The 21696-nt window shown below is 74.8% G+C and carries 22 protein-coding genes; 10 read left to right on the top strand and 12 right to left on the bottom strand.

Annotation, left to right across the window (positions count from 1 at the left end):
• Window positions 1–57: 57 nt before the first annotated feature.
• From BFL37_RS03250 to BFL37_RS03240, 3 genes are read left to right on the top strand one after another with little or no spacing between them, the layout of a single operon-like run.
• Window positions 58–780 (top strand): Type 1 glutamine amidotransferase-like domain-containing protein, encoded by a 723-nt coding sequence (locus BFL37_RS03250; RefSeq protein ID WP_086513729.1) that lies wholly within the window; start codon window positions 58–60, stop codon window positions 778–780.
• 10 nt (window positions 781–790) lie between these two features.
• Window positions 791–1477: a uracil-DNA glycosylase gene (locus tag BFL37_RS03245; RefSeq protein ID WP_086513728.1), complete on the top strand. Its 687-nt coding sequence runs from the start codon at window positions 791–793 to the stop codon at window positions 1475–1477.
• Window positions 1478–1529: 52 nt separating this feature from the next.
• A complete protein-coding gene (locus BFL37_RS03240; RefSeq protein WP_086513727.1) occupies window positions 1530–2219 on the top strand; it encodes a GNAT family N-acetyltransferase in 690 nt (229 codons plus the stop codon).
• Here the strand turns inward: BFL37_RS03240 and BFL37_RS03235 are convergent.
• Window positions 2101–3258: a CPBP family intramembrane glutamic endopeptidase gene (locus BFL37_RS03235; RefSeq protein ID WP_086513726.1), complete on the bottom strand. Its 1158-nt coding sequence runs from the start codon at window positions 3256–3258 to the stop codon at window positions 2101–2103. The two genes, BFL37_RS03240 and BFL37_RS03235, sit on opposite strands and share 119 nt — an antisense overlap.
• A 120-nt stretch (window positions 3259–3378) precedes the next feature.
• Between BFL37_RS03235 and BFL37_RS03230 the strand changes: the two genes are divergently transcribed.
• Both BFL37_RS03230 and BFL37_RS03225 read left to right on the top strand, forming a co-directional pair.
• Window positions 3379–3588, top strand: a complete 210-nt coding sequence (locus BFL37_RS03230; protein ID WP_086513725.1) for a hypothetical protein — start codon at window positions 3379–3381, stop codon at window positions 3586–3588.
• A gap of 47 nt (window positions 3589–3635) precedes the next feature.
• A complete protein-coding gene (locus BFL37_RS03225) occupies window positions 3636–4598 on the top strand; it encodes an NAD-dependent epimerase/dehydratase family protein (RefSeq protein ID WP_241533823.1) in 963 nt (320 codons plus the stop codon).
• Between the two features lie 80 nt (window positions 4599–4678).
• Here the strand turns inward: BFL37_RS03225 and hxlA are convergent, their stop codons facing one another.
• Entirely contained in the window at window positions 4679–5302 is a 624-nt protein-coding gene (gene hxlA, locus BFL37_RS03220) for a 3-hexulose-6-phosphate synthase (protein WP_086513723.1), read from the bottom strand.
• Window positions 5303–5361: 59 nt separating this feature from the next.
• A complete protein-coding gene (gene hxlB / locus BFL37_RS03215) occupies window positions 5362–5973 on the bottom strand; it encodes a 6-phospho-3-hexuloisomerase (protein ID WP_086513722.1) in 612 nt (203 codons plus the stop codon).
• Window positions 5974–6093: 120 nt separating this feature from the next.
• Between hxlB and BFL37_RS14675 the strand changes: the two genes are divergently transcribed.
• From BFL37_RS14675 to BFL37_RS03200, 3 genes are all read left to right on the top strand, one after another.
• Window positions 6094–7443, top strand: a complete 1350-nt coding sequence (locus BFL37_RS14675; protein WP_143331578.1) for a LuxR C-terminal-related transcriptional regulator — start codon at window positions 6094–6096, stop codon at window positions 7441–7443.
• A 117-nt stretch (window positions 7444–7560) separates the two neighbouring features.
• Window positions 7561–9705, top strand: a complete 2145-nt coding sequence (locus tag BFL37_RS03205; RefSeq protein WP_086513721.1) for a bifunctional metallophosphatase/5'-nucleotidase — start codon at window positions 7561–7563, stop codon at window positions 9703–9705.
• Window positions 9706–9813: 108 nt separating this feature from the next.
• Window positions 9814–11241, top strand: a complete 1428-nt coding sequence (locus tag BFL37_RS03200; protein WP_086513720.1) for an amidase — start codon at window positions 9814–9816, stop codon at window positions 11239–11241.
• A gap of 9 nt (window positions 11242–11250) precedes the next feature.
• Here the strand turns inward: BFL37_RS03200 and BFL37_RS03195 are convergent, their stop codons facing one another.
• Window positions 11251–11988: a sulfite exporter TauE/SafE family protein gene (locus BFL37_RS03195; RefSeq protein ID WP_086513719.1), complete on the bottom strand. Its 738-nt coding sequence runs from the start codon at window positions 11986–11988 to the stop codon at window positions 11251–11253.
• Between the two features lie 131 nt (window positions 11989–12119).
• Here BFL37_RS03195 and BFL37_RS03190 point away from each other — a divergent pair, with 131 nt between their 5' ends.
• Both BFL37_RS03190 and BFL37_RS03185 read left to right on the top strand, forming a co-directional pair.
• Window positions 12120–13061 (top strand): siderophore-interacting protein, encoded by a 942-nt coding sequence (locus tag BFL37_RS03190; RefSeq protein WP_086514000.1) that lies wholly within the window; start codon window positions 12120–12122, stop codon window positions 13059–13061.
• A gap of 2 nt (window positions 13062–13063) precedes the next feature.
• Entirely contained in the window at window positions 13064–13468 is a 405-nt protein-coding gene (locus tag BFL37_RS03185; protein ID WP_086513718.1) for an SIP domain-containing protein, read from the top strand.
• Window positions 13469–13526: 58 nt separating this feature from the next.
• On the opposite strand, the gene BFL37_RS03180 is transcribed toward BFL37_RS03185, so the two are convergent.
• The 8 genes from BFL37_RS03180 to BFL37_RS03145 all read right to left on the bottom strand — a co-directional run bounded on the left by BFL37_RS03180 (window position 13527) and on the right by BFL37_RS03145 (window position 21683).
• Complete coding sequence (locus tag BFL37_RS03180) at window positions 13527–14405, bottom strand: SDR family NAD(P)-dependent oxidoreductase (RefSeq protein ID WP_086513717.1); 879 nt, start codon at window positions 14403–14405, stop codon at window positions 13527–13529.
• Window positions 14402–14794, bottom strand: coding sequence for a Fe-S oxidoreductase (locus BFL37_RS03175; RefSeq protein ID WP_086513716.1), 393 nt, complete (start codon window positions 14792–14794; stop codon window positions 14402–14404). Before BFL37_RS03175 ends, BFL37_RS03180 begins: the two co-directional genes overlap by 4 nt.
• Complete coding sequence (locus tag BFL37_RS03170) at window positions 14791–16224, bottom strand: dihydrolipoyl dehydrogenase family protein (RefSeq protein ID WP_086513715.1); 1434 nt, start codon at window positions 16222–16224, stop codon at window positions 14791–14793. The genes BFL37_RS03175 and BFL37_RS03170 overlap by 4 nt, the downstream gene beginning before the upstream one ends.
• A gap of 57 nt (window positions 16225–16281) precedes the next feature.
• The gene (locus tag BFL37_RS03165; RefSeq protein WP_086513714.1) at window positions 16282–17121 is read right to left on the bottom strand and encodes a crotonase/enoyl-CoA hydratase family protein; all 840 of its coding nucleotides are present in this window, start codon (window positions 17119–17121) and stop codon (window positions 16282–16284) included.
• A gap of 68 nt (window positions 17122–17189) precedes the next feature.
• Window positions 17190–18032 (bottom strand): arginase family protein, encoded by an 843-nt coding sequence (locus tag BFL37_RS03160; protein WP_086513713.1) that lies wholly within the window; start codon window positions 18030–18032, stop codon window positions 17190–17192.
• 90 nt (window positions 18033–18122) lie between these two features.
• Complete coding sequence (locus tag BFL37_RS03155) at window positions 18123–18770, bottom strand: NADPH-dependent F420 reductase (protein WP_086513712.1); 648 nt, start codon at window positions 18768–18770, stop codon at window positions 18123–18125.
• A 108-nt stretch (window positions 18771–18878) separates the two neighbouring features.
• The gene (locus BFL37_RS03150) at window positions 18879–19622 is read right to left on the bottom strand and encodes a PspA/IM30 family protein (RefSeq protein ID WP_086513711.1); all 744 of its coding nucleotides are present in this window, start codon (window positions 19620–19622) and stop codon (window positions 18879–18881) included.
• A gap of 102 nt (window positions 19623–19724) precedes the next feature.
• The gene (locus tag BFL37_RS03145) at window positions 19725–21683 is read right to left on the bottom strand and encodes a TPM domain-containing protein (RefSeq protein ID WP_241533821.1); all 1959 of its coding nucleotides are present in this window, start codon (window positions 21681–21683) and stop codon (window positions 19725–19727) included.
• Window positions 21684–21696: the final 13 nt, after the last annotated feature.

Below are 21696 nucleotides of genomic sequence, written 5' to 3'. Positions count from 1 at the left end.
CTCCGGCGTCGCCTCCGAAGGGCTCGGGCGCACGGCCCGGCCCTGTACCGTCGAGGGGTGAGTGTTCACCTGGTCGGAGGCGGCCTGTCGGATGACGACACCCCCCTCCTCGCGCGGTTCCTGTCCGAGGCGACGACGAGGGCGACCGATGCCGCCCGGTTGGAGCCGGCCCGCATCGCCGTGGTCCTGGTCCACGACGGCCTGGGTGCCGAGTGGTTCGACCAGTACGCGGCGGCGCTGCGTGCCGCGGGCGCCTGCGAGCCGGTCGCGGTGCTCGCGCCGGAGGGCGGATCCATCGAGGTCGCCCAGCTGCAGGACGTGGACGGCATCGTCGTCGGCGGCGGCCTGACCCCCGCGTACCGCCAGGCGCTCGAGCCCGTCTTCGGCGAGATCCGCCGCCAGGTCACCGCCGGGGTCCCGTACCTCGGCTTCTCCGCGGGCGCCGCGGTCGCCGCCGAGACCGCCATCGTCGGCGGCTGGCGCATCGGCGACGTCGAGGTCGTGCAGGAGTCCGCGAGCGAGGACCTCGACGAGGTCACCGTCGAACAGGGCATCGGCCTCATCGACGTCGCGGTCGACGTGCACGCCGCCCAGCGGGGCACCCTCACCCGGCTCATCGCCGCGACCGAGGCCGGTCTCGTCGAGGGCGGCGTCGCCGTCGACGAGGGCACCGTGCTCATCGTGGGCGAGGGCCAGCTGGTCGTCGAGGGGCGCGGCAGCGTCTGGTCCGTCATCGGCTCGGAGACGGGCGTCACCGTCAGCTCCGCCGGCGCGTCCTGATCCGCCGCCCGTGGCGCTGACCCTGCCCGAGCTCGTCGAGCGCGGCCTCATGGACGCCGGATGGGCCGAGGTGCTCGCGCCGGTCGCCGACGACATCGCGCGGATGGGGGAGTGGCTGCGCGCCGAGGTCGCCGCCGGCCGCCCCTACCTGCCCGCCGGGGATCGCGTGCTGCGCGCGTTCCAGCAGCCCCTCGCCGACGTGCGCGTGCTCATCGTCGGGCAGGATCCGTACCCCACGCCCGGCCACCCCGTCGGCCTGTCCTTCTCGGTCGAGCCCGACGTGCGGCCCGTGCCGCGGAGCCTCGTCAACATCCACCGCGAGCTGCGGGACGACCTCGGGATCCCCACCCCCGAGCACGGCGACCTCACCGCGTGGACCCGGAGCGGCGTGCTGCTCCTCAACCGCGTGCTCACGGTGCGGCCGGGCGCGCCCGCCTCGCACCGCGGCAAGGGCTGGGAGGCCGTGACCGAGTGCGCCATCCGCGGGCTGGCGGCGCGCGGCGGCCCGCTCGTCGCGATCCTCTGGGGCAAGGACGCGGGATCGCTCGCGCCGCTGCTCGCGCCCGTGCCGTCGATCACCTCCGTGCACCCGAGCCCGCTGTCGGCGTCCCGCGGGTTCTTCGGCTCGAGGCCGTTCAGCCGGGCGGACGCGCTCCTCGTGGAGCAGGGCGCGGATCCCGTCGACTGGCGGCTCTGAGCGGCGCGATCCGATCCGGCCGCGCGCACGGCCGTCCCCGTAGGATCGCGGCATGCTCGAGGAGGAATACCAGCGGAGGCGCCGCCTGCCCGCCCACCTCCGGAAGCCCGCGCCGCCCGTGCCCGTGTTCTCGTACGAGATCCGGCCCGCGACGGCCTCCGACCTCCCGGACATCCGCGAGATCTACAACCACTACGTCATGAACAGCACCGTCACCTTCGACGAGACGCGCATGACGCTCGCCCGGTGGCGCGGCCGGTTCGGCCAGCTCGAGCGGATGGGCATGCCGTTCCTCGTCGCCGTCTCGCCGTCCGGGCAGGTGCTCGGCTACGCGCTCGTCGAGCCGGTCGGCAACCGGCGCTCGTCGCGGACCACGGTGGAGGACTCGATCTACCTCGGCGCCGCGTCGACGGGCAAGGGCCTCGGGCGCGCCCTGCTGGAGGCGCTCGTCGCGGCGTGCCGCGAGGCGCGGATCCGCGAGGTGATCGCGGTCATCGCCGACCAGGGCGCCGACGCCTCGATCCGGCTGCACGCCTCGCTCGGCTTCACGGAGAGCGGGCGCATGGGGCGCGTGGGCTGGAAGTTCGGGCGCTGGCTCGGCACCGTCACCATGCAGCTCACGCTCAAGCCGACGGAGTCCCCGGGGCTGTGGGCGCGGGCCATGCGGCGAGCGACGCCTGCCGCTGCCGCTCCTGCTCCCACCACGCCCGCTCCCGCTCCCGCCGCTCCTCCTTCGCGGTGAGCGGGCGGGGCGCCAACGTCTCCACGCGGCGACGTCGCGCCCACCAGCCGGTGAGGAGCGCGGATCCGAGCACGACCGCCATCGGCAGCAGCATGAACGGGCCGCCGGTGCCCGCGCTGCGGTCGAAGCTCTGCGACATCTGGCCGAGGATCACGGTGGGGATGAACAGCAGCGTGTTGTTGAGCGCGTGGATCAGCACGGGCGCCTCGAGGCCGCCCGTGAGCCGCGCGGACAGGGTCGCCGACAGGCCGAAGACGAAGTAGTAGGCGATGAGCCACGGGTCCGCGGCGAAGTGGGCGAGCGCGAACAGCGAGCCGGAGACGACCGCGCCGACGACGAGGGCGACGGAGGCGTTGCGGAACCAGGATCCGACCGAGCGCTGGATGAGGCCCCGGAAGCCGTACTCCTCGCCGGCGGACTGCAGCGGCGTGGTGAGGAGCACGATCGCGAGGTAGAGCACGACCTCGCCGTCGAACCGGACCTCGCCCGACGGGTCGAGCGCGAACGTGACGCCGATGTAGACGAGGAACACGGGCACCATCACGAGCGCGGCGCGGCCGAACCAGCGCCAGCGGAAGCGGCCGGCGATGGAGGACATGGCGCCCATCCGCACGCCGAAGAGCCAGCGCTGCAGCAGCATCGAGACGGGGATGAGGGCGGCCAGCGACAGGTTCGTGGCGAGCAGCACGATGGGCGTCATGGTCGTGAGGGACGCCTCGTCGGCGGGGTCCATGCGGCCCGTGAGGATCTCGATGAGGATCGCGGCGCCGCCGAAGACGAGCGAGAGGACGAGGAACGCGACGCCGAAGAGGACGAGCGCGAGGATCCCGCGCCAGGGGCCGCCGGCGTCGCGGAGGCCGTGGTGGTACGGGACGGGCGGGCGCTCGGGCAGCGGCGGGAGCGCGGGCGGGAACGGGGTCGGGGCGCCGGGCATCGCGGACGCCGCGGGGGCAGCCGGGGCACCGGGGACGACGGGCGGGGCGACCGGGGGGCCGGGGGCCGGGGCGGGATCGGGGACGGTCGGCTCCTGTGCGCTCATGCCGCCACGGTACGCGGAGCGGGGCGCGCGGGGATCCACCCGATGGCGGAGGGCGCGCGGCGGAGGGCGGCGGACCGGCGCTCCCCGCCGCGTACGGTGGACGGGACGAGAGGCGCAGCCATGCAGCAGGACCCGGACCAGGAGCACGACGAGACCCGCGACTTCGACGAGAAGCGGCACGAGCAGCTGACGGCGGCGCCCAAGGCGGTCGAGTCGGACGCGGCGAAGCGCGTCGACGTGACCGAGCAGGAGGGCGGCGTGACGCGGATCGACGTCGCCGACACGGCCTCGGTGCGGCCCGGGAAGACGACGCCCGCGCGCGAGTCGTGAGCGGTGCGGGCACAGTCCCGGGCACCGCGTCGCCGGGGCCGCGCGACGTGCTCGTCCTCGGCGGCACGGCGTGGATCGGCGGGCTCGTCGCGGAGCGGCTCGCGGCGCGCGGCGACCGGGTGACGTGCCTCGCGCGCGGCACCGGCGGATCCGCCCCCGCGGGCACGCGCTTCGTCGCGGCCGACCGCGACCGGCCGGACGCCTACGACGAGGTGGCGGGCATGGAGTGGGACGAGGTCGTGGACCTCACGTCGTCCGCGGAGCACGCGCGCGGCGCGGTCGCGGCGCTCGCCGACCGGGCCCGGCACTGGACCCTCGTGAGCACGGTGTCCGTGTACGCGTCCGTCGCGGATCCCGGCGACGACGAGCACGCGGCGCTCGTGGAGCCCGTGGACCTCGAGGAGTACGGCCAGGCGAAGGTGGCGGCCGAGCGCGCGGTGACCGCGGCGCTCGCCGGGCGGCGGATGATCGTGCGCCCCGGCCTCGTCGTCGGGCCCGGCGACGACAGCGACCGCTTCGGATACTGGCCGGCCCGGTTCGCGCTCGCGGGCGACGGGCCCGTGCTCGTCCCCGACGCGACCGGCCGCCGCTCCCAGGCGATCGACGCGCGCGACCTCGCCGAGCTGCTCGTCGCCGTCGGCCTGCGGGTGCTCGACGGCGTCGTCGACGCGGTGGGCGAGAGCGTGCCGCTGGCCGACGTGCTGGACCTGGCGGCGGAGGCCGCGGGATCCACGGGTGCGCGCGTGGTGGCGACGGACGAGCAGCTGGCCGCCGCGGACGTGCGGCACTGGGCGGGCCCGAGGTCCCTGCCGTTCTGGCTGCCGCGCGAGGCGGCCGGCTTCATGGCGAGGAGCGACGCGGGGATCCGCGCCCTCGGAGCCACGCGCCGACCGCTCGCCGAGACGATGCGCGACGTGCTCGCGGACGAGCGGGAGCGCGGGCTCGACCGGCCGCGCGCATCCGGCCTCACGCGCGACGAGGAGCTCGCGGCCATCGCGGCCCTGCGCTGACCCCGCTCCCCCCCCACGCACGAGCGCCGCGCACCCGTCCGGAGACGGAGGTGCGCGGCGCTCGTGGCGATGCGGGTGGATCAGCGGATCGCGGCCCGCAGCTCGGCGGCGGCCGCGGCCGGGTCGTCGGCCGAGTAGATCGCGCCGCCCGCGACGGCGACCACGGCGCCCGCGTCCTGCACGTCGCCGATGGTGCCGGGCTTCACGCCGCCCGCGACGGAGAACTTGACGCCCGACGCCTTGCCGGCCTCCAGCAGGTCGCCGAACGTGTAGCCGTCCTCCGCCTGCTCGTCGAGGCCCGCGTGCATCTCCACGAACTCGGCCCCGAGCTCGGTGACCTCCTTCGCGCGCTTCGCCTTGTCGGGGACGCCGATGAGGTCGACGACGATGCCCTTGCCGTGCTTCTTGGCGGCCTTGACGGCGCCCGCGATGGTGCTGTCGCCCGCGACGCCGAGGACGGTGACGAGGTCGGCGCCCGCGGAGAACGCGATGTCGGCCTCGAGCTCACCGGCGTCCATCGTCTTCAGGTCGGCGAAGACGATCTTGTCGGGGTGCGCCTCCTTGATCGCGGTGATCGCGGAGAGGCCCTCGGCCTTGATGAGCGGCGTGCCCAGCTCGATGATGTCGACGTGCGGCGCGGCCTTGCCGGCCAGCTCGAGCGCGTCCTTCGTCGTGAGCACGTCCATGGCTACCTGGAGCTTCATGTGGTTCCTCTTCCTGTCGTGATGCGTGTCGTGGTGGTGGGGGATCGGGTGACCGTCGGTCACTCGAGGTTGGCGTGACGCGGCCACAGCTCGTCGGCCGAGAGGCCGGACGCCTGCCACAGCGCGTGGAACACGGCGTCGCCGACGAGGGCGACGCTGAGCTCGAAGAGCCCGCCCGCGTACTGCGCGGAGACCGTGCCGCCGTGGTCCTGCTTGGCGGCCGCGGGGATCAGCACGGTCACGTCGGCGAGGTCGGCGAGCGGCGAGTCGTCGGCCGTGGTGAGCGCGACGATGCGCGCTCCCACGTCGTGCGCGGTCTGCGCGGCGCTGACGATGCCGGCCGTGGTGCCGGATCCGCTCGCGACCAGGAGGACGTCGCCCTCCTCGATGGCGGGCGAGGTGGCCTCGCCGACCACGTGCGCGTCGAGCCCCAGGTGCATGAACCGCATGGCGGTCATGCGGAGCGCGAGGCCGGAGCGGCCGGCGCCGAGGGCGAAGACGCGGCGGCCGTCGCGGATCACGCGGGCGGCCTCGTCGAGGCGCGCGGCGAGATGAGGCTCCGCGAGGGCGCGCGCGACGCGGGCGTTCTCGTCGGCGATGAGCGTGAGGGCGGCGGCCACGTCGACGGAGGCGTCGCCGGCCGGGCGGGGGTCGGGCGTCGTGTCGGTCACCTGATCATCGTGCTCCCCGCGGACGGTACGCGTCGCCCACCCGACGGGTGGATGCGCCTACCCGTCCGAGCAGGCCGCCCGCGCTCCGGGGCGGGATCCGGGTGGGCGTACGGTGGGCGGATGCCGTCCCGGACCCACCCTCTCGCGCCCGCCGCCCGTCCCGTCGACACCGCGCTCGCCGCCGGCGTCGACGCCGTCGCGCTCCTGGACGGGCTCCACGACGCGCTCGCCGCGCCGCTGCAGGAGGTGGCGGATGCCCTGTCCCGGCTGCTGCAGCCCGTGGTCGCGCACCGCGCCCTGGTGATCTTCACGGAGGACTGCACCGGCCGCCCGCGCAAGAAGGCGGGTGAGGCCGAGGTCGTGGAGAACGTGACCATCGCCGAGCTCGACCGGATCCTCGCGAGCCTCGCCGACGCCGACGTCGACGACGACGCCGACGCCGACGCCGACGACGCCGACGCCGCCTGGGCGGTCGAGCACCCCGTCGGCGGCCGCCCCCGCACGGTGGCGGCGTGGCGGGCCGACACGGGCGCGCTCCTCGTCCTCGTCGATCCGGTCGCCGCCCACGACGACGTGCCCCCCGCCCGCGAGCTGGTGCGCGCCCTCTGGCGGAGCGTCGCCCACGGGATCCGGCTGCAGGTCGCCGCGGCGCCGCCGGCCTACCTCGCGGAGGCGCGCGCGGTGTCGTCGGAGCGCGCCCGCGTGGTCGCGGAGCTCGGCGACGCGCACGCCACCACGCTCGAGTCGCTCCTCGCGGTGCTGCGCTCCTCCCGCACGGGCGACGCGGCGGCCCGCCAGACGGCGGCCGACCTCGCCACCAATGCCATGGTCGAGCTGCGCGCCGCGAGCGACCGCGACCGCTCGCTCGGCGAGGAGCCGGTCGCCCGCGCCTTCGCTCGGCTCCGCGACGACCTCCGGCCGCTCGTGCGGTTCCGCGACCTCGACGTGCAGTTCGTCGAGCCGCCCGTGGACGGCCGCGCGCTCCCGGGCGAGGTCGCGCACGCCGGCCGCGCCATCGTGCGCGGCGCCGTGCTCGCGCTCGTGGAGGAGCCGGACGTGACGCGCGTGCGCATCCAGTGGGACTGCGACGGCAGCAACCTGCTCGTCGGGATCCGCGACGACGGCGCGGGCGCCACCACCGCCGACCTCGACGCGCTGCGCCGCCTCACCGACCGCGTCGCCGCGCTCGACGGCACGCTCGACGTGACCGCGACGCCCGGCTGGGGATCCGAGATCGCCGTCCGTCTGCCGCTCGACGCGCCCGCCGCCGGCCTCGACGCCGCGGGGGAGGCGGGGCTCAGCGCGCGCGAGCGGGAGGTGCTCGCGCTCGTCGCCGGCGGATCCCGCAACCGCGCCATCGCGACGACCCTCGGGATCAGCGAGAACACGGTGAAGTTCCACGTCGCGAACCTGCTGCGGAAGATGGGCGCGTCCACGCGGGCCGAGCTCGCGGGGCTCGTGCGCGGCTGACACGCGGCGCCGCCGGGCGCGGGACGGCTCGGAGCGGATCCGGGAGTTAACCCCACGGAAACCTCAGCTCCGTAAGGTATTGAGCACCGCCGCCCGCCCGAACGAGGATGTCCCCGCATGCGCTCTGCCCCCACCCCCCGCCCGTCCGGGGCCGCGCGCTCCGGCGCCCTCGCCCTCGTGGCGGGACTCTCCGCCACCGCGGTCCTCGGCCTCGGCGCCGTGCCCGCGTCCGCCGCGGAGGGCGACGTCGCCATCGACGTCTACTCCATCAACGACTTCCACGGCCGCCTGGAGACCACGTCGTCCACCGCGGGCGCCGCGGTGATCTCCGGCGCGTTCCAGCAGGCGAAGGCCGAGAACCCCAACAGCACGCTCATCAGCGCGGGCGACAACATCGGGGCGTCCACGTTCACCTCGCTGTCGCAGCGGGACGAGCCGACGCTCGACGCGCTCAACGCGATGGGCCTGTCCGTCTCCACCGTCGGCAACCACGAGTTCGACCTCGGCCGCGCCGACCTCGACGACCGGGTCGTCCCCGCGTCCGACTTCCCCTACATCTCGGCGAACCTCTACGAGAAGGGCACGACCGAGCCCGCCTACGCGGCCTACGACGTGCAGGACATCGGCGGGGTGCGCGTCGCGTTCGTCGGCGCCACCACCGAGTCGCTGCCGGAGCTCGTGAGCCCCGCCGGCCTCGCGACCATCGACGTCGGCAGCGTCGTCGACGCCTCCACCGCGACGGCCCGCGCGCTCCGCGACGGCGACGACGCGAACGGCGAGGCCGACGTGGTCGTGCTCGTCGTCCACGAGGGCGCGTCCACGTCCGACGAGTCCTCGCTCACCGACGACTCGGTCTTCGGCCGCATCGTGACGGGCGTCCAGGCCGACGTGGACGCGATCGTCTCCGGCCACACCCACCTCGGCTACGACTACGAGCTTCCCGTCGCCGGCCGTGACCTGCCGCTGCCGGTGCTGCAGACCGGCAGCTACGGCACGAACCTCGGGCACCTGTCGATGACGGTCGATCCCGCCACCAAGGCCCTCACGTCCATCTCCTCGGAGCTCGTCCCGCTCCTCACGGAGGAGGGGGAGCCGGCGTTCCCGGCGGATCCCGCGGTGCAGCGCATCGTGGACGCCGCGGTCGCCGAGGCCGAGATCATCGGCAGCCGCACGGTCGGCGAGATCACGGACGACATCACGCGCGCCCGCCAGGCCGACGGCGAGGAGAACCGCGGCGGCGAGTCCACCATCGGCAACCTCGTCGCCGACGCGCAGCTCTGGGCCACGCAGGCCGACCTCGGCACCGAGATCGCGTTCATGAACCCGGGCGGCATCCGGCAGGACCTCACCGTCGCGTCCTCCGGCGCGGGCGACTCCGAGGGCGAGGTGACCTACAAGGAGGCCGCCATCGTGCAGCCGTTCGCCAACACGCTGACGACCGCGAAGATCACGGGCGCCGGCGTGAAGGCCGTGCTCGAGCAGCAGTGGCAGCCCGAGGGCTCGTCGCGGCCGTTCCTCAAGCTCGGCCTCTCGCGCGACCTCACCTACACGTACGACCCGACGGCCGCGCAGGGCGAGCGGATCACGGGCGTGTTCTTCCAGGGCGAGCCGGTGGATCCCGCACGCGTGTTCACGATGGTCGCCAACAGCTTCCTCGCGGAGGGCGGCGACAACTTCACCGAGCTCGGCAACACGACCGAGCAGAGCGACTCGGGGCGCGTCGACCTCACGGCGTTCGTGGACTACATCACCGAGTTCTCGCCCGTCGAGCCCGACTCGGCGACGCGCTCCATCGGCATCGTCGACACCACGGGCGCCGCACCGCGCGCCGGCCAGGAGCGCTCCTACGAGCTCTCCTCGCTCCTCGTCTCGAACGCGCCCGTGCAGGACACCGAGGTCGTGACCCTCATCGACGGCGAGGAGGTCGCGCGCACGCCGATCGACGCCGCCGTGGTCGACACGACCGACGAGCAGGGCCGCGCGAGCGTCCGGTTCACGGTGCCGGCCGACCTCGCCACCGGATCCCACCAGCTCGCGTTCCTGCTCCCTAGCACGGGCGCCTCGGTGCTCTACGCGCTCGACACCGAGGCCGGATCCGTCGTCCCGTCCGGCACGGGCGTCGTGCCCGCGCCGAGCACGGAGCCGACGCTCGCCGCCACCGGTTCCGAGGCCGGCCCCGTGCTCGGCACCTCGCTCGCGGCGCTCGCCCTCGGCCTCGCGCTCGTCGCGTTCCGCCGCCGGGCGTCGGCCGCGCGCCGCTGACGCGAGCGCGCCCGTGACGGACGGGGCGGGTGCCGGGACGACCGGCGCCCGCCCCGTCCGCGCATCCGGCCCCGGTAGGGCCGCCCTGCCCCGGCCTACGCTGGAGCGGTGTTCGAACTCCACCACCTCAGCGCCCAGGACCAGTGGGACCAGCTCCAGCGCGGCGAGGTCACCCCGACCGAGCTCGTGACCCACTACCTGGAGCGCATCGAGCGGCTGGATCCGGGACTCGGCGCCTTCACGACCGTCACCGCCGACCGCGCCCTCGAGCGCGCGCGCTTCGTCGAGCGCGAGGTGCCGCGCACCGCGCCGCTGTGGGGCCTGCCGTTCGGCGACAAGGACCTGTCCGAGCGCGCCGGAGTCCGCACCACGTTCGGCTCCCGCCTCTTCCGCGACCACGTCTCCGAGCGCACCGACGCCATCCCGCAGGCGCTCGACGACGCCGGCGGCATCAGCCTCGGCAAGACCAGCGCGCCCGAGTTCGGCCTGCCGTCCTACACGGAGAGCCTCGTCGCGCCGCCCGCGCGCACGCCCTGGGACACGACGCGCGGCGCCGGCGGATCCAGCGGGGGAGCGGCCGTCGCGGTGTCCGCCGGCCTGCTGCCGTTCGCGCCCGGATCCGACGGCGGCGGCTCGGTGCGCATCCCCGCGGCCGCCACCGGCCTCGTCGGCCTCAAGCCGTCGCGCGGCCTCGTGCCCGCCGGATCCGGCCAGGAGTCGCTCGCGGGCCTCGTCGTGCCCGGCCCGCTCGCCCGCAGCGTCGCGGACGCGGCCATGCTGCTCGACGCGATGATCGGCCGGGTCAACGGCCGCATCCCGCACCCCTTCACGCTCCGCGCGCCCGAGGATCCCGACGGCGACCTGCTCGGCGCGGCCGTCCGCGGCGAGGGCCGGTTCCAGATCGGCGTGATGACCACCACGCCGTGGGACGACGCCTACGAGATCGTCCGCGACCCCTCCGCCGACGACGCGCTCGCCATCGCCGTGCGCGAGCTGGCGACCATGGGCCACGGCCTCGAGGACCTCGCGCTCCGCCTGGATCCGACCTACGCGCCCGCGTTCCGCACCATCTGGCAGGCGGGTGCCGCCGGGATCCCCGCCGAGGGCGCCCAGCTCGACCTCCTGGAACCGCTCACCCGGTGGCTCGTGGAGCGCGGCCGCGCCCTCACCGCGCGCGACCTGGCCCGCGCGCTCGCGCAGCTCGCCGCCTACGAGCGCAGCGTCATCGCCCAGTTCGCGCACGTGGACGCCGTGCTGACGCCCGCGCTCGCACTGGAGCCGCGGCCTGTCGGCTGGTACGACGCCGAGGACGGCGAGCGCAACTTCGCGCAGCAGGTGCAGTACACGCCGTACACGTCCTTCGCGAACGTCACGGGCCTTCCCGCGATCACGCTGCCCGTGCACCTCACCGACGACGGCCTGCCCATGGGCGTGCAGCTCGTCGGGCGGCCGGGCGGGGAGGCGACGCTCCTCGCGATCGGGCGGCAGCTCGAGCGCCGGCTGCACTGGCAGCGCCGGCACCCGCCGCAGTGGTGAGGCGCCGGGTCAGACCAGCCCGCTGACGCCCTTGACGATGGCCGAGACCGCGCCGGCGAACGCCAGCACCACGACGGCCGCTCGGGCGCCGCGCGTCGGGATGCGCGGTCCGAGGAGCGTGCCCGCGCCGATCCCCGCGAGCATCGTCACGACGATCCCGACCCACGCGGCCGTGCCGAGGTCCGGCCAGCGCTCCGGCGCGATGACGAGCTTCGTGAGGAGCGACGAGGCGCCGATCGTGAGGAAGAACGGCTGCAGGGTCGCCGCGAACGCGCGCTGCTCCCAGCGGCTGACGACCGCGTAGACGCTGAGGCTCGGCCCGCCGATCCCGGCCGCCGCGTTCATGGCGCCCGACGCGAAGCCGAAGCCCGCCATGACGCCCGGGCCGTCGACCACGCGGGTCGTCCGGCGGAGCGCGAGGGAGGTGGTGAGCGCCGCGACGAGCAGCAGGCCGATGCCGATCTCGAGCGCCTGCTCCGGCAGCAGGTAGGCGAGGAGCGCGCCCGGCACGATCCCGACGAGCGCGGGCACCGCGAGGAACAGGTAGCGCCGCCACTCCACGTCCCGGCGGACGCCCGCGAGGATGATCGCCGCGGAGAGCGCGCCGCACAGGTTGACGATGAGCACGCCGTCGAAGGGCCCGAGCAGGATCACCAGCACGGGGGAGACCACGAGCGCGAAGCCGAGGCCGGTCACCCGCTGCGCCACCGCCCCCACGAACACGGCGGCGAGGACGACGGCGGTCATGATGACATCCTCCCGTGGATCCGCCGCCCGATCCGCCCGCGCACCTCGACCGCTGAGGTAAGGCATGCCATACTTAGGCTGTGCTTACCTCCACCGCGACCCTCGCCAGCAGCACGTCGGCCGTCGAGGCCGTGGTCGAGGAGCAACCCGCGGTGGAGCGTCCCGCCTACCGGCCGTTCGAGGCCCGCGTGGCCCGCACCGAGCGCGTGAGCCCGACGTTCCTGCGGATCACGTTCCAGAGCGACGACCTCCGCGACTTCGGCGACGAGTGCCTCGACCAGCGCATCAAGCTGCTGCTGCCGGTGCCCGAGCACGGGCTGCCCGACCTCAGCGGCGTCGGCGGCGACGACTGGTTCGCCTGGTGGCGCGCGCTGCCCGACGCCGAGCGCAACCCGCTCCGCACGTACACCTCCCGCGCGGTCCGCCGCGAGCTCGGCGAGGTCGACGTCGACTTCGCGCTGCACGGCGACATGGGCCCCGCGTCGCGATGGGCCGGCGCCGCGCAGGTCGGCGACCCCATGGTCCTCATCGGCCCCGACGCCCTGAGCCCCGCGCGCGGCCTCGGCATCGAGTGGCACCCGGGCGCCGCCCGCTCGCTGCTCCTCGCCGGGGACGAGACGGCCGCGCCCGCCATCTGCAACATCCTGTCCTCCCTGCCCGACGACGCGGTCGGCTGCGCCTTCATCGAGGTGCCCGTCACGGGCGACCGCCTCGACGTCCGCGTCCCGAAGGGCGTGAACCTCACCTGGCTGCCGCGCGACGGCCGTCCGAACGGATCCCGCCTCGAGGAGGCCGTGCGCCACTGGGTCGACTGCCACGTGAAGGTCGGCGCCATCCCGACCCCCGAGGTCGCGCTCGCCAACGACGCGCAGCCGCTCGCCGAGGACGACGCCGAGGCCATCGTCTGGGACGCGCCGGTCGTCCACGAGGGCTCCACGCTCTACGCGTGGCTCGCGGGGGAGTCCGGATGCATCAAGGCCATGCGCCGCTTCCTCGTGCGCGACACCGGCATCGACCGCCGCCAGGTGGCCTTCATGGGCTACTGGCGCGCGGGCGCGGCCGAGGGATCCTGACCATGGCCGGAGCGACCCGCTCGCGCACCCGGAAGGACGTGAAGCGCCAGGTGCTGCTCGTCACCGACGAGACCGGCCTCGCCGAGACGCAGGCGGCGCTCGCCGCGCTGCCGCTGTGCACGCGCGGCAGCGTCTTCGTCGAGGTGCCGGATGCCTCCGTCGAGGTGGCGCTCGCGCATCCGCCGCGCATGGTCGTCACGGTCATCGCGCGCGAGGGCCGCGGGATCGACGGCGAGCCCGCCGCGCCCATGACCGCCGTGGCCCGTGCGGTCGGCGCGTGGGCCAGCGAGATGATGGTCTTCTCCGCGCCCATCTCCGACGAGCACCCGGTCACCGAGGTCAGCGTGCTGCTCGGCGGGCACGTCGGCGGCCACGACGACCTGCTGCACCTGCTCGCGACGCGCTGACGCGGGCTCCCGCTCGGGCCCGTCGCGCGCGCGGCGCTCAGCCGTCGGCGCTCCGCGGTCAGCGCCGCGCGGAGGAATCTGTGCCGGCCGCGAGCTCCAGCGCCGCCCACAGGTCGCGCCCGAGCTGCCGGTCGGCGGCCTGCGCGGTGGTCCTCCCGTCGGGCGTGAGCTGGTCGAAGTAGGTGCCGTTCGGGGCGGCGATGTCGGGCACCGACGCGAGCTGCACGAGCGGCACCGCACCCGCCTCCGCGGAGATGCCGTAGGCGCCCATCGACAAGGCGAGCATCGCCTTCATCACGGTGCTGTCGGATCCGAACGAGGTGCGCACGAGCCCCGGGTGGAACGAGACCGCCTCGATGCCGCGCGGGCCGACGCGCTCGGCCAGCGTGCGCATCATCAGGATCATCATCGCCTTCGACGTGCCGTAGGCCTGCCAGCCGCCGAGCCACGGGCGCTTGCGCCAGTCGAGGTCGTCGAGGCGCACGCGGCCCCACAGGTTCGCGCGGCTCGCGGTGCCGATGACGCGCACCGGGCTCTCCCCGGCGCGGAGCGCACCCTGCGTCTCCTCGAGCCGAGGCAGCAGGAGATGCGTGAGGAGGAAGGGCGCGAGGACGTTGCGCTGGAAGGTGGTCTCGTGGCCGTCGACCGTCATGGTGCGGCGCGGGACGAGGCTCCCGGCGTTGAGGGCGAGCACGTGGATCCGCGGGCACGTCTCGAGCAGCGTCGCCGCCAGCCCGCGCACCTCCGTCAGCCGGTCCATGTCGGCGAGGATGTGCCGGGCGCCCAGCTCGGCGGCGATGCCGCGGGTCCGCTCCGGGTCGCGGCCCACGACGACCACGTCGGCGCCGCGGTCGTGCAGCTCGCGGGCGGCGATGCGGCCGATGCCGGAGCTCGCGCCTGTGATCACGACGGTGCGGCCGTCCAGCTGGCCCGTCACCGGTAGCCGCCCTTCTCGAGGCCGGCCTCGATCTCGAACCGGTTCTGCAGCGGATCCCGCCCCGCCCACCAGTAGAGCAGCGGCATGAGCAGGCCGTAGCGCTTCCACTGGACGACGTGGACGGCCTCGTGCTCGAGCACCGCGGGGCCCGCGTTGTCCCGGGTGAGGTAGACGCGGCCGACGCACGTGCCGCCGCGCCCGAAGACCCACGACGGCAGCCCCGTGAGCACGATGAGGTCGCCGTGGCGACGCACCTCGCCCGTGCTCAGCGGCAGTCCGATCGCGAGCGCCACGCCCGTCGCGACGGCGCTGCCGGCGCGCGACACCGGGGAGTCGAGCAGGACGCCGCGGACGGCTCCCGCCACGGCCCCGAGGCTCGCGCGGATCACGCGGTCGGCCGGCCGTACGTCTCGAGCAGGCGCAGCCAGACCTCGCTGATGGTGGGGTACGACGGCACCGCGTGCCAGAGGCGCGCGAGCGGCACCTCGCCGACGACCGCGATGGTCGCGGAGTGCAGGAGCTCGGCGACGTCCTGCCCGACGAAGGTGACGCCGACGATGACGCCGCGGTCCTCGTCGACCACCATGCGCGCCTGGCCGGCGTAGCCGTCGGCATGCAGGCTCGAGCCCGCGACGGATCCGAGGTCGAAGTCGACGACGCGCGTGCGGATCCCGGCGTCCTCCGCCGCCGTCGCGGTGAGGCCGACGCTCGCGACCTCCGGGTCGGTGAAGGTGACCTGCGGGACGGCGCGGTGGTCGGCCGTGGCGACGTGGACGCCCCAGGGGGAGTCGTCGACGGTGCCGCCGGTCGCGCGCGCGGCGATGACCTCGCCTGCGGCGCGCGCCTGGTACTTGCCCTGGTGGGTGAGGAGCGCGCGGTGGTTCACGTCTCCGACGGCGTACAGCCACGGCGTCTCCGCGTTGACCTCGCCCGTGACGAGCATCGTGTCGTCGACGTCGAGGTAGGCACCGGGCTCGAGGCCCACGGTGTCGAGCCCGAGGTCGTCGGTGCGCGGCGTGCGGCCCGTGGCGACGATCACCTCGGAAGCTGTCACCGCCGATCCGCCGTCGATCTCGACCGTGACCAGGTCGCCGTCGCGGGACACGCGCGAGGGCGAGGCGCCGAGTCGCACGTCGACGCCCATGCCGCGCAGGCTGTCGGCGACGAGCTCGCCCGCGAAGGGCTCCTGGCCGGTGAGCAGGCCGCTGCGGGCGATGATCGTGACGGTGCTGCCGAGCGACGCGTACGCGGTGGCCATCTCGGCCGCGACGACGCCGCCCCCGATGATGACGACCGAGTCCGGCACGACCTCCACGCTCGTGGCCTCGCGGCTCGTCCAGGGCTGCGCCTCGGCGAGGCCGGGGATGTCGGGGAGGAGCGCCGCGGTGCCGGTGCTCACGGCGACGGCGTGCGTCGCCTCGTGCTCGGTCGTGGATCCGTCGGGCGCGGTGACCGTGACGCGGCGCGGCCCGGAGATGCGGCCGTGTCCGCGCGCGAGGTCGATGCCGATGCCCTCGAGCCAGCTCACCTGGCCCTGGTCGTCCCAGGAGCTGGTGAAGGAGTCGCGGCGCTTCAGCACGGCCGCGACGTCGAGGTCGCCCGTGACGGCCTCCTTCGAGCCCGCGACGGCGCGCGCCGCGCGGAGGGCGCTGCCCGAGCGGAGCAGGGCCTTGCTGGGCATGCAGGCCCAGTAGGAGCACTCGCCTCCCACGAGCTCGGACTCGACGACGAGCACGGAGAGCCCGCCCTGCTTCGCGCGGTCGGCGACGTTCTCGCCGACGGGGCCGGCACCGATGACGATGAGGTCGTAGGAGGTCATGGTCCCGACCCTACGCCCGGCTCCCGACACGACCGCCGGGCGGCGTCGTCCAGCGGATCAGCGGCCGACGAACTCCGCGTCGACACGGCTCGCGGCCGCCCGCATGCCGCGCGCGGCGTCCTCGGACGAGGCGAGCCGCACGAGCTCGGCCGGGAGCGTGGCGGCCGCGGCGTCGTGCCCGTCGCGGACGGCGGCGCGGGCGCTGCGCAGCGTCGCCTGCACGGCGAGCGGCGCCTGCGCGGCGATGCGCTCGGCGATCCCGATCGCCGCCTCCAGCTGCTCGCCGTCGGGCACCACGAGCTGCACGACGCGCATGCGCCTCGCCTCCTCCGCGTCGAACAGGTCGCCCGTGAGGATCCAGCGCATCGCGTCGCCCCAGCCCGCGACGGCGGGGAAGCGGAGGGTGGCGCCGCCGAACGGCAGGATCCCGCGGGCGACCTCGATCTGCCCGAACCGGGTGCCGGCGGCCGCGACCACGACGTCGCTCGCGAGGGCCAGCTCGATGCCGAGCGTGAGGCACGTGCCCTGCACCGCGAGCACGACGGGCTTGCCGACGCCCTCGCCCGTCATCCGCCACGGGTCGACGCCGTCCTCCGGCACCGTGTCGAGGCCGCCGCCGGGCCCGCGGCCGATGTGCGGGGCCACGTCGGCGAGGTCGAGCCCGCCGGTGAAGTGGTCGCCGATCGCGTGCACGACGCCGACCCGGAGCTCGGGATCGCGGTCGAGCAGCCCGTAGGCGCTCGCGAGCTCGCGGAGCATGCGCATGTCGGCGGCGTTGCGCTTGGCGGGCCGGTCGAGGCCGATGAGCAGCAGGTGGCCGCGCCGTTCGACGCGCACGCGGGGCGCGTCGTCGGACGGGGATCCTGCGGTGGATGCGGTGCGGGCGTCGTCGCTCACGGCGGTCTCCTTCGATCGTCCGTCCCAGCCTCGCAGGGCGGGCGGCTCGGCGCGACCTCCCGGGCGGATCAGACCGGCCCGGTCAGCGCCCCGATGATCCGCAGGATGGTGCCCATGTCGTCCAACGCGGCCGCGGGGGAGGACGGCGCGAACTCGGTGATGCCTGCGCCCGCGAGCCCGAACGACCGGCGCAGGGCCTTGATCGACTCGGTCACGACCTGCACGTCGAGCCCGAACGGCTCGGGGTGGCCGACGCCGGACATCCCGCCCGGGTCGAGCACGTCGAGGTCGACGTGGACGTACACGTCCGTCGCGCCGGTCGCCGTGACCGCCGCGACGAGCGCCTCGGGACCCATGGCGTCGACGCCGAGGAGCGCGATCCCGCGGGACTCCACGAGGTCGGACTCGGCGTCGTCGAGCGCGCGCACGCCGGCGAGCACGACGCGGTCGGTGGTGACGGCGCCCGCGGGGAGCTCCAGCCCGTCGACGCCCTCGCCGACGACGGCGCGCAGCACCATCCCGTGGAAGGCGCCCGTGGGTGACGAGGCGGGGCTGTTGAGGTCGGCGTGCGCGTCGAGCCAGACGACCGCGAGACCGGGATGCTCACGCACCGCGTGCCCGACGGACGCGATCTCCACGCCGCAGTCGCCGCCGATCGTGACGACGGGGGCCGCCCCGGACCCGGACGCCGCCCGCAGCGCAGCCTCCTGACGGGTGCGCACGGCGAGCAGCGACGCGTAGCGGAGCACGCCCGTGCCGAGCGACTCGCCGGCCTCGACGGGCACGTCCACGACGTGCGTGGCGGACGCGGGCAGGTCGCCCCGTATCGCCTCCGCACCTTCCGCGAGCCTCATGGCGCGGGACGAGCCCGAGCCCTGCCATTGGGGGACGACGACGAAGGAGGCGGGCACACCTCAGTATCGCGCGCGGGGCCGGACATGGCGACGCCCGCCGTCACCGCCGGAGCGGGGAGGGCGGGCGTCGGCCGGAGAGGACGAGGACTACATGTCGCGGTAGCGCTTCGCCTCGGACAGCGCCTGGCGGAGGCCGTCGGCGTCGAGCGCCGGGCCGTAGCCGGGGGTGTCGCGCTGGATGCGCCAGCCCTCGGCGAGCGGTCCGGCGTCGACGGTGTCGTAGCCGAAGGAGTCGAGGATCGAGGTGACGGTCGCCTTCGCCTCGGCGTCGTCGCCCGCGATGACGAGCGCGCGGCGGCCGGGGGTGCCCGCGGGGGTGCCGTCGGTCGTGAGGTCGGCCGCGTAGATGTGGTTGAACGCCTTGACGACCTTCGATTCCGGCAGGTGCCGCTGCAGCATCTCCGCCGTCGTCGTGGTCTCGTCGTCGAGCTCGGCGATGTGGCCGTCGCGCTCCGGGTAGTAGTTGTCGGTGTCGATGACGACCTTGCCCGCGAGGGGCGCGACCGGCACGCTGTCGATGTTCTTCAGCGGGATCGTCACGACGACGATCTCGCCGGCCTCGGCGACCTCCTCGACGGTGGCGGCGCGGGCGCGGTCGCCCAGCTCGTCGATCAGGTCGGTGAGGGTCTCCGGGCCGCGGGAGTTCGCGATCACGACGTCGTGGCCGGTGGAGGTGAACAGGCGGGCGAGCTGGCTGCCGATGAGTCCGGCGCCGATGATTCCGATGTTGGTCATGCGGAGGGGAACCGGATCCGCGGGGGCGGAATTCCCCGACGAGATGACCGCCGCGGACGACGACGGGCGCCGCCCCGGAGGACGGCGCCCGTGGTCCCTCGCCGAGCGCTACTCGCCGGACGTGACCTGCTTGGGCGCGGATCCGCCGGACTTGAGCGCGGCGAGGCGGGCCTCGACCTCGGTCAGCTCGCCGAGGTCCTCGAGCTCCTCGAACTGCGCGTCGAGGCTTGAGGCCTGCAGCTCCTCGGCGCCGCGCACGCGGGCCTCCTCGCGGCGGATCTTCTGCTCGAAGCGGCTGACCTCGCTGGTGGGATCCATGATGTCGATGCTCTTCATGGCGTCCTGCACCTGCGACTGCGCCTGCACCGTCTTCTGGCGGGCGTTCAGCTCGTCGCGCTTCGACGACAGCTGCTGCAGCTTGCCGCGCATCGTGTCGAGGCCCTGCTTGAGCTTCTCGACGACCTCGGTCTGCGACGCGATGGTGGGCTCGGCGCCCTTCGCCTCGCTCTCGGACTGCATCTGGCGCTGGAGCGCGACGCGGGCGAGCGCGTCGAACTTGTCGGCGTTGGGGGTGTTGCCGGCGTTCCGGTACTCGTCCGCCTTCGTGCTCGCGGCGAGGGCCTTGCGTCCCCAGTCGTTCGCGGCCTGGACGTCCTCGCGGTGGTCGTCCTCGATCATGCGCAGGTTGCCGATGGTCTGGGCGACGGCGCTCTCGGCCTCGCGGATGCTCTCCGTGTAGTCGCGGACCATCTGGTCCAGCATGAGCTGCGGGTCCTCGGCCTGGTCGATGAGGTTGTTGATGTTGGCCTTCGCGAGCTGGGCGATGCGGCCGAGGATGGACTGCTTGGACATGGGTGCTGCTCCTTCTCGTCTGGTGCTTCGTCGGAATGGGTTGATCATGGGTCGCTCTCGTCCTCGTCGTCGTGCTGGTCGTGCGCGGGATGCGTCGGGTGGCTAGAAGTCGCCGCCGCTGAAGCCGCCGCCCCCGCCGAAGCCGCCGCCGCTGAAGCCGCCGCCCCCGCCGAAGCCGCCTCCGCTGAAGCCGCCACCGCCTCCGCCGCCCCAGCCGCCTCCGCCGCCGCCGCTCAGCAGGCCGCCGATGATGCCGCCCATGATCGCGCCGCCGAAGGCGTCCCCGCCTCCGCGGCCGCCCATCATGCCGCCGCCGTATCCGCCGCCCTGTTCGAGGTCGCGCTGCGCGGCCTCGATGGCCTGGGCGGAGTAGGAGGTCGCGGCCTGCGATGCCGCCACCGCGCGCACGGGATCGCGCGGCGCCGCCTCGTGCGCGTCGTCGAGGGCGCGCTGGGCGTGGGCGAGGCGCGTGCGCGCCTCCTCGCCGACCCCGCCGCGACGGGTCGAGATGAAGTCGCGCGCCGTGGCCACCTGGCTCTCGGCGGTCGACAGCGCGCGCGGCAGGTAGCCGATCGCGCGCCGCACCTGCTCCTGCTGCTCCCGCACGGGCGCGAGCGCCTCGTCGAGACGGGCCTCCGCCTCCTGCAGCAGCGTGACGCTGGTGAGCGGATCCGCGAGCCGGCCCTGCAGCGGCTTCGCGTCGGCGATGGCCTGCTCGGCCGCCTCCACGAGCCGCGTGAGCTCCGGCATGCGCCCGCCGCGCTGGGCGGCGCGGGCGTCCTGGATGTCGCTGCGGACGTCCGCGATCTCCTCCTGCACGCGCGTGGACGCGTGCTCGAGGTCGGACGAGACGCGGTCGACGCCGTCGAGCAGCTTGCCCGCCTGGCCGACGGCCTGCTGGGCCGCGCGGACCTTCACCGCGATCTCGCCGGTGGATGCCCCGCCCGCGCGGATCGCCTCGGCGGCCTCCTGCGCGGTGTCGGTCGCGAAGGAGAGGAGCGAGCGGGCCTGGTCGACGTTGCCCGTGACCGTGGTCATCGACGGGCCGGCGTAGCGGCGGCCGAGGAGGTCCACCGCCTCCTGCGTGCGGTCGATGCGCGACTGCAGCGACTCCGCGTCGGTGACGATCGCGGCGAGCGTCTGCGGCGCGTTCTTCTCGAGGGCGCGCAGCTCCTCGAACGACTCGGCCTGGGCGTCGAGCTCGGCCCGCGCCTCCTGGCACAGGTCGACGATGCGGGCGGCCCAGGTGCGGCGCTCCTCGTCGGTGTCCTCGATCGTGTCGTCGAGCTTCTGCTTGAGCGCGAACGCCTCGCGGACCTTGCCGCCCGCGGACGCGAGCACCTCGCGGTACGGCCCGACCGCGCCGGATCCGAACTCCGCCTCCGCGAAGCCGACCTCCTGCTCGCTGGTCTCGAGCGCGTCGTCGAGCTGCACGAGCATGCTGCCGGCGCGCTGCTCGGCGGTGCGCATCTCCTCCAGCACGGCCTGGCGCTTCGCGGCGACGGCCTTCTGCTTCCTGCGGCGCCCGACGAGCGTCGTGACGGCGGCGGCCAGGAGGATCGCGCCGAGGACGTAGAGGAGGACGAGGCCGAAGTCGATGCCGGAGTCGTTCCCGGGCGACGGGGTCACGCCGGTGCCGGTCTCGGTCCCCGTGCCGCTCTGGACCTGCGTCTGGATGCCCTCCGCGGCCGTGACCGCGGCCCCGGCCCAGTCCCCGTCCTGCAGCTCGGGGGTGATGCCGTTCTCGAGGAGCTGGTCGCGCGCGGACGTGGACAGCTCCGAGGGAGCGCCGAACGAGATCTGGCGCCCCTGGACCGCAACGGCGAGGAGCGCGTCCGCGTCGCCGAAGCCGTTCGCGTCGTTCGTCGCCTGGCCCCACGCCGCCTGGCTCGCCTCGCCCGTGAAGGTGTCGACGTACGCGACGTGCAGGGTGATGCCCGTGTCCGCCCGCAGCTGGTCGATCGCCTGCTGGATCTGCTGCTCCTGCGCCGGCGTCACCGCGTCGACCTGGTCGAGGATCGTCGCCCCGCCGAAGTCGACCGGCTCCGTGGCTTGCGCCATGGAGGGGACCAGG

It is taken from the genome of Clavibacter michiganensis, from assembly GCF_002151125.1.
In the GTDB taxonomy this organism is placed as follows: Bacteria; Actinomycetota; Actinomycetes; order Actinomycetales; family Microbacteriaceae; genus Clavibacter; species Clavibacter michiganensis_C.
Note: the sequence above shows the minus strand (reverse complement) of the source record. Positions and strands in the feature narration are given on the sequence as shown.

Coding starts and splice junctions, on each gene's coding strand:
- BFL37_RS03240 (WP_086513727.1), top strand. CDS start 1,530: ATGCTCGAGGAGGAATACCAGCGGAGGCGCCGCCTGCCCGCCCACCTC.
- BFL37_RS03235 (WP_086513726.1), bottom strand. CDS start 3,258: ATGAGCGCACAGGAGCCGACCGTCCCCGATCCCGCCCCGGCCCCCGGC.
- BFL37_RS03230 (WP_086513725.1), top strand. CDS start 3,379: ATGCAGCAGGACCCGGACCAGGAGCACGACGAGACCCGCGACTTCGAC.
- hxlA (WP_086513723.1), bottom strand. CDS start 5,302: ATGAAGCTCCAGGTAGCCATGGACGTGCTCACGACGAAGGACGCGCTC.
- BFL37_RS14675 (WP_143331578.1), top strand. CDS start 6,094: ATGCCGTCCCGGACCCACCCTCTCGCGCCCGCCGCCCGTCCCGTCGAC.
- BFL37_RS03205 (WP_086513721.1), top strand. CDS start 7,561: ATGCGCTCTGCCCCCACCCCCCGCCCGTCCGGGGCCGCGCGCTCCGGC.
- BFL37_RS03195 (WP_086513719.1), bottom strand. CDS start 11,988: ATGACCGCCGTCGTCCTCGCCGCCGTGTTCGTGGGGGCGGTGGCGCAG.
- BFL37_RS03185 (WP_086513718.1), top strand. CDS start 13,064: ATGGCCGGAGCGACCCGCTCGCGCACCCGGAAGGACGTGAAGCGCCAG.
- BFL37_RS03170 (WP_086513715.1), bottom strand. CDS start 16,224: ATGACCTCCTACGACCTCATCGTCATCGGTGCCGGCCCCGTCGGCGAG.
- BFL37_RS03155 (WP_086513712.1), bottom strand. CDS start 18,770: ATGACCAACATCGGAATCATCGGCGCCGGACTCATCGGCAGCCAGCTC.
- BFL37_RS03150 (WP_086513711.1), bottom strand. CDS start 19,622: ATGTCCAAGCAGTCCATCCTCGGCCGCATCGCCCAGCTCGCGAAGGCC.
- BFL37_RS03145 (WP_241533821.1), bottom strand. CDS start 21,683: ATGGCGCAAGCCACGGAGCCGGTCGACTTCGGCGGGGCGACGATCCTC.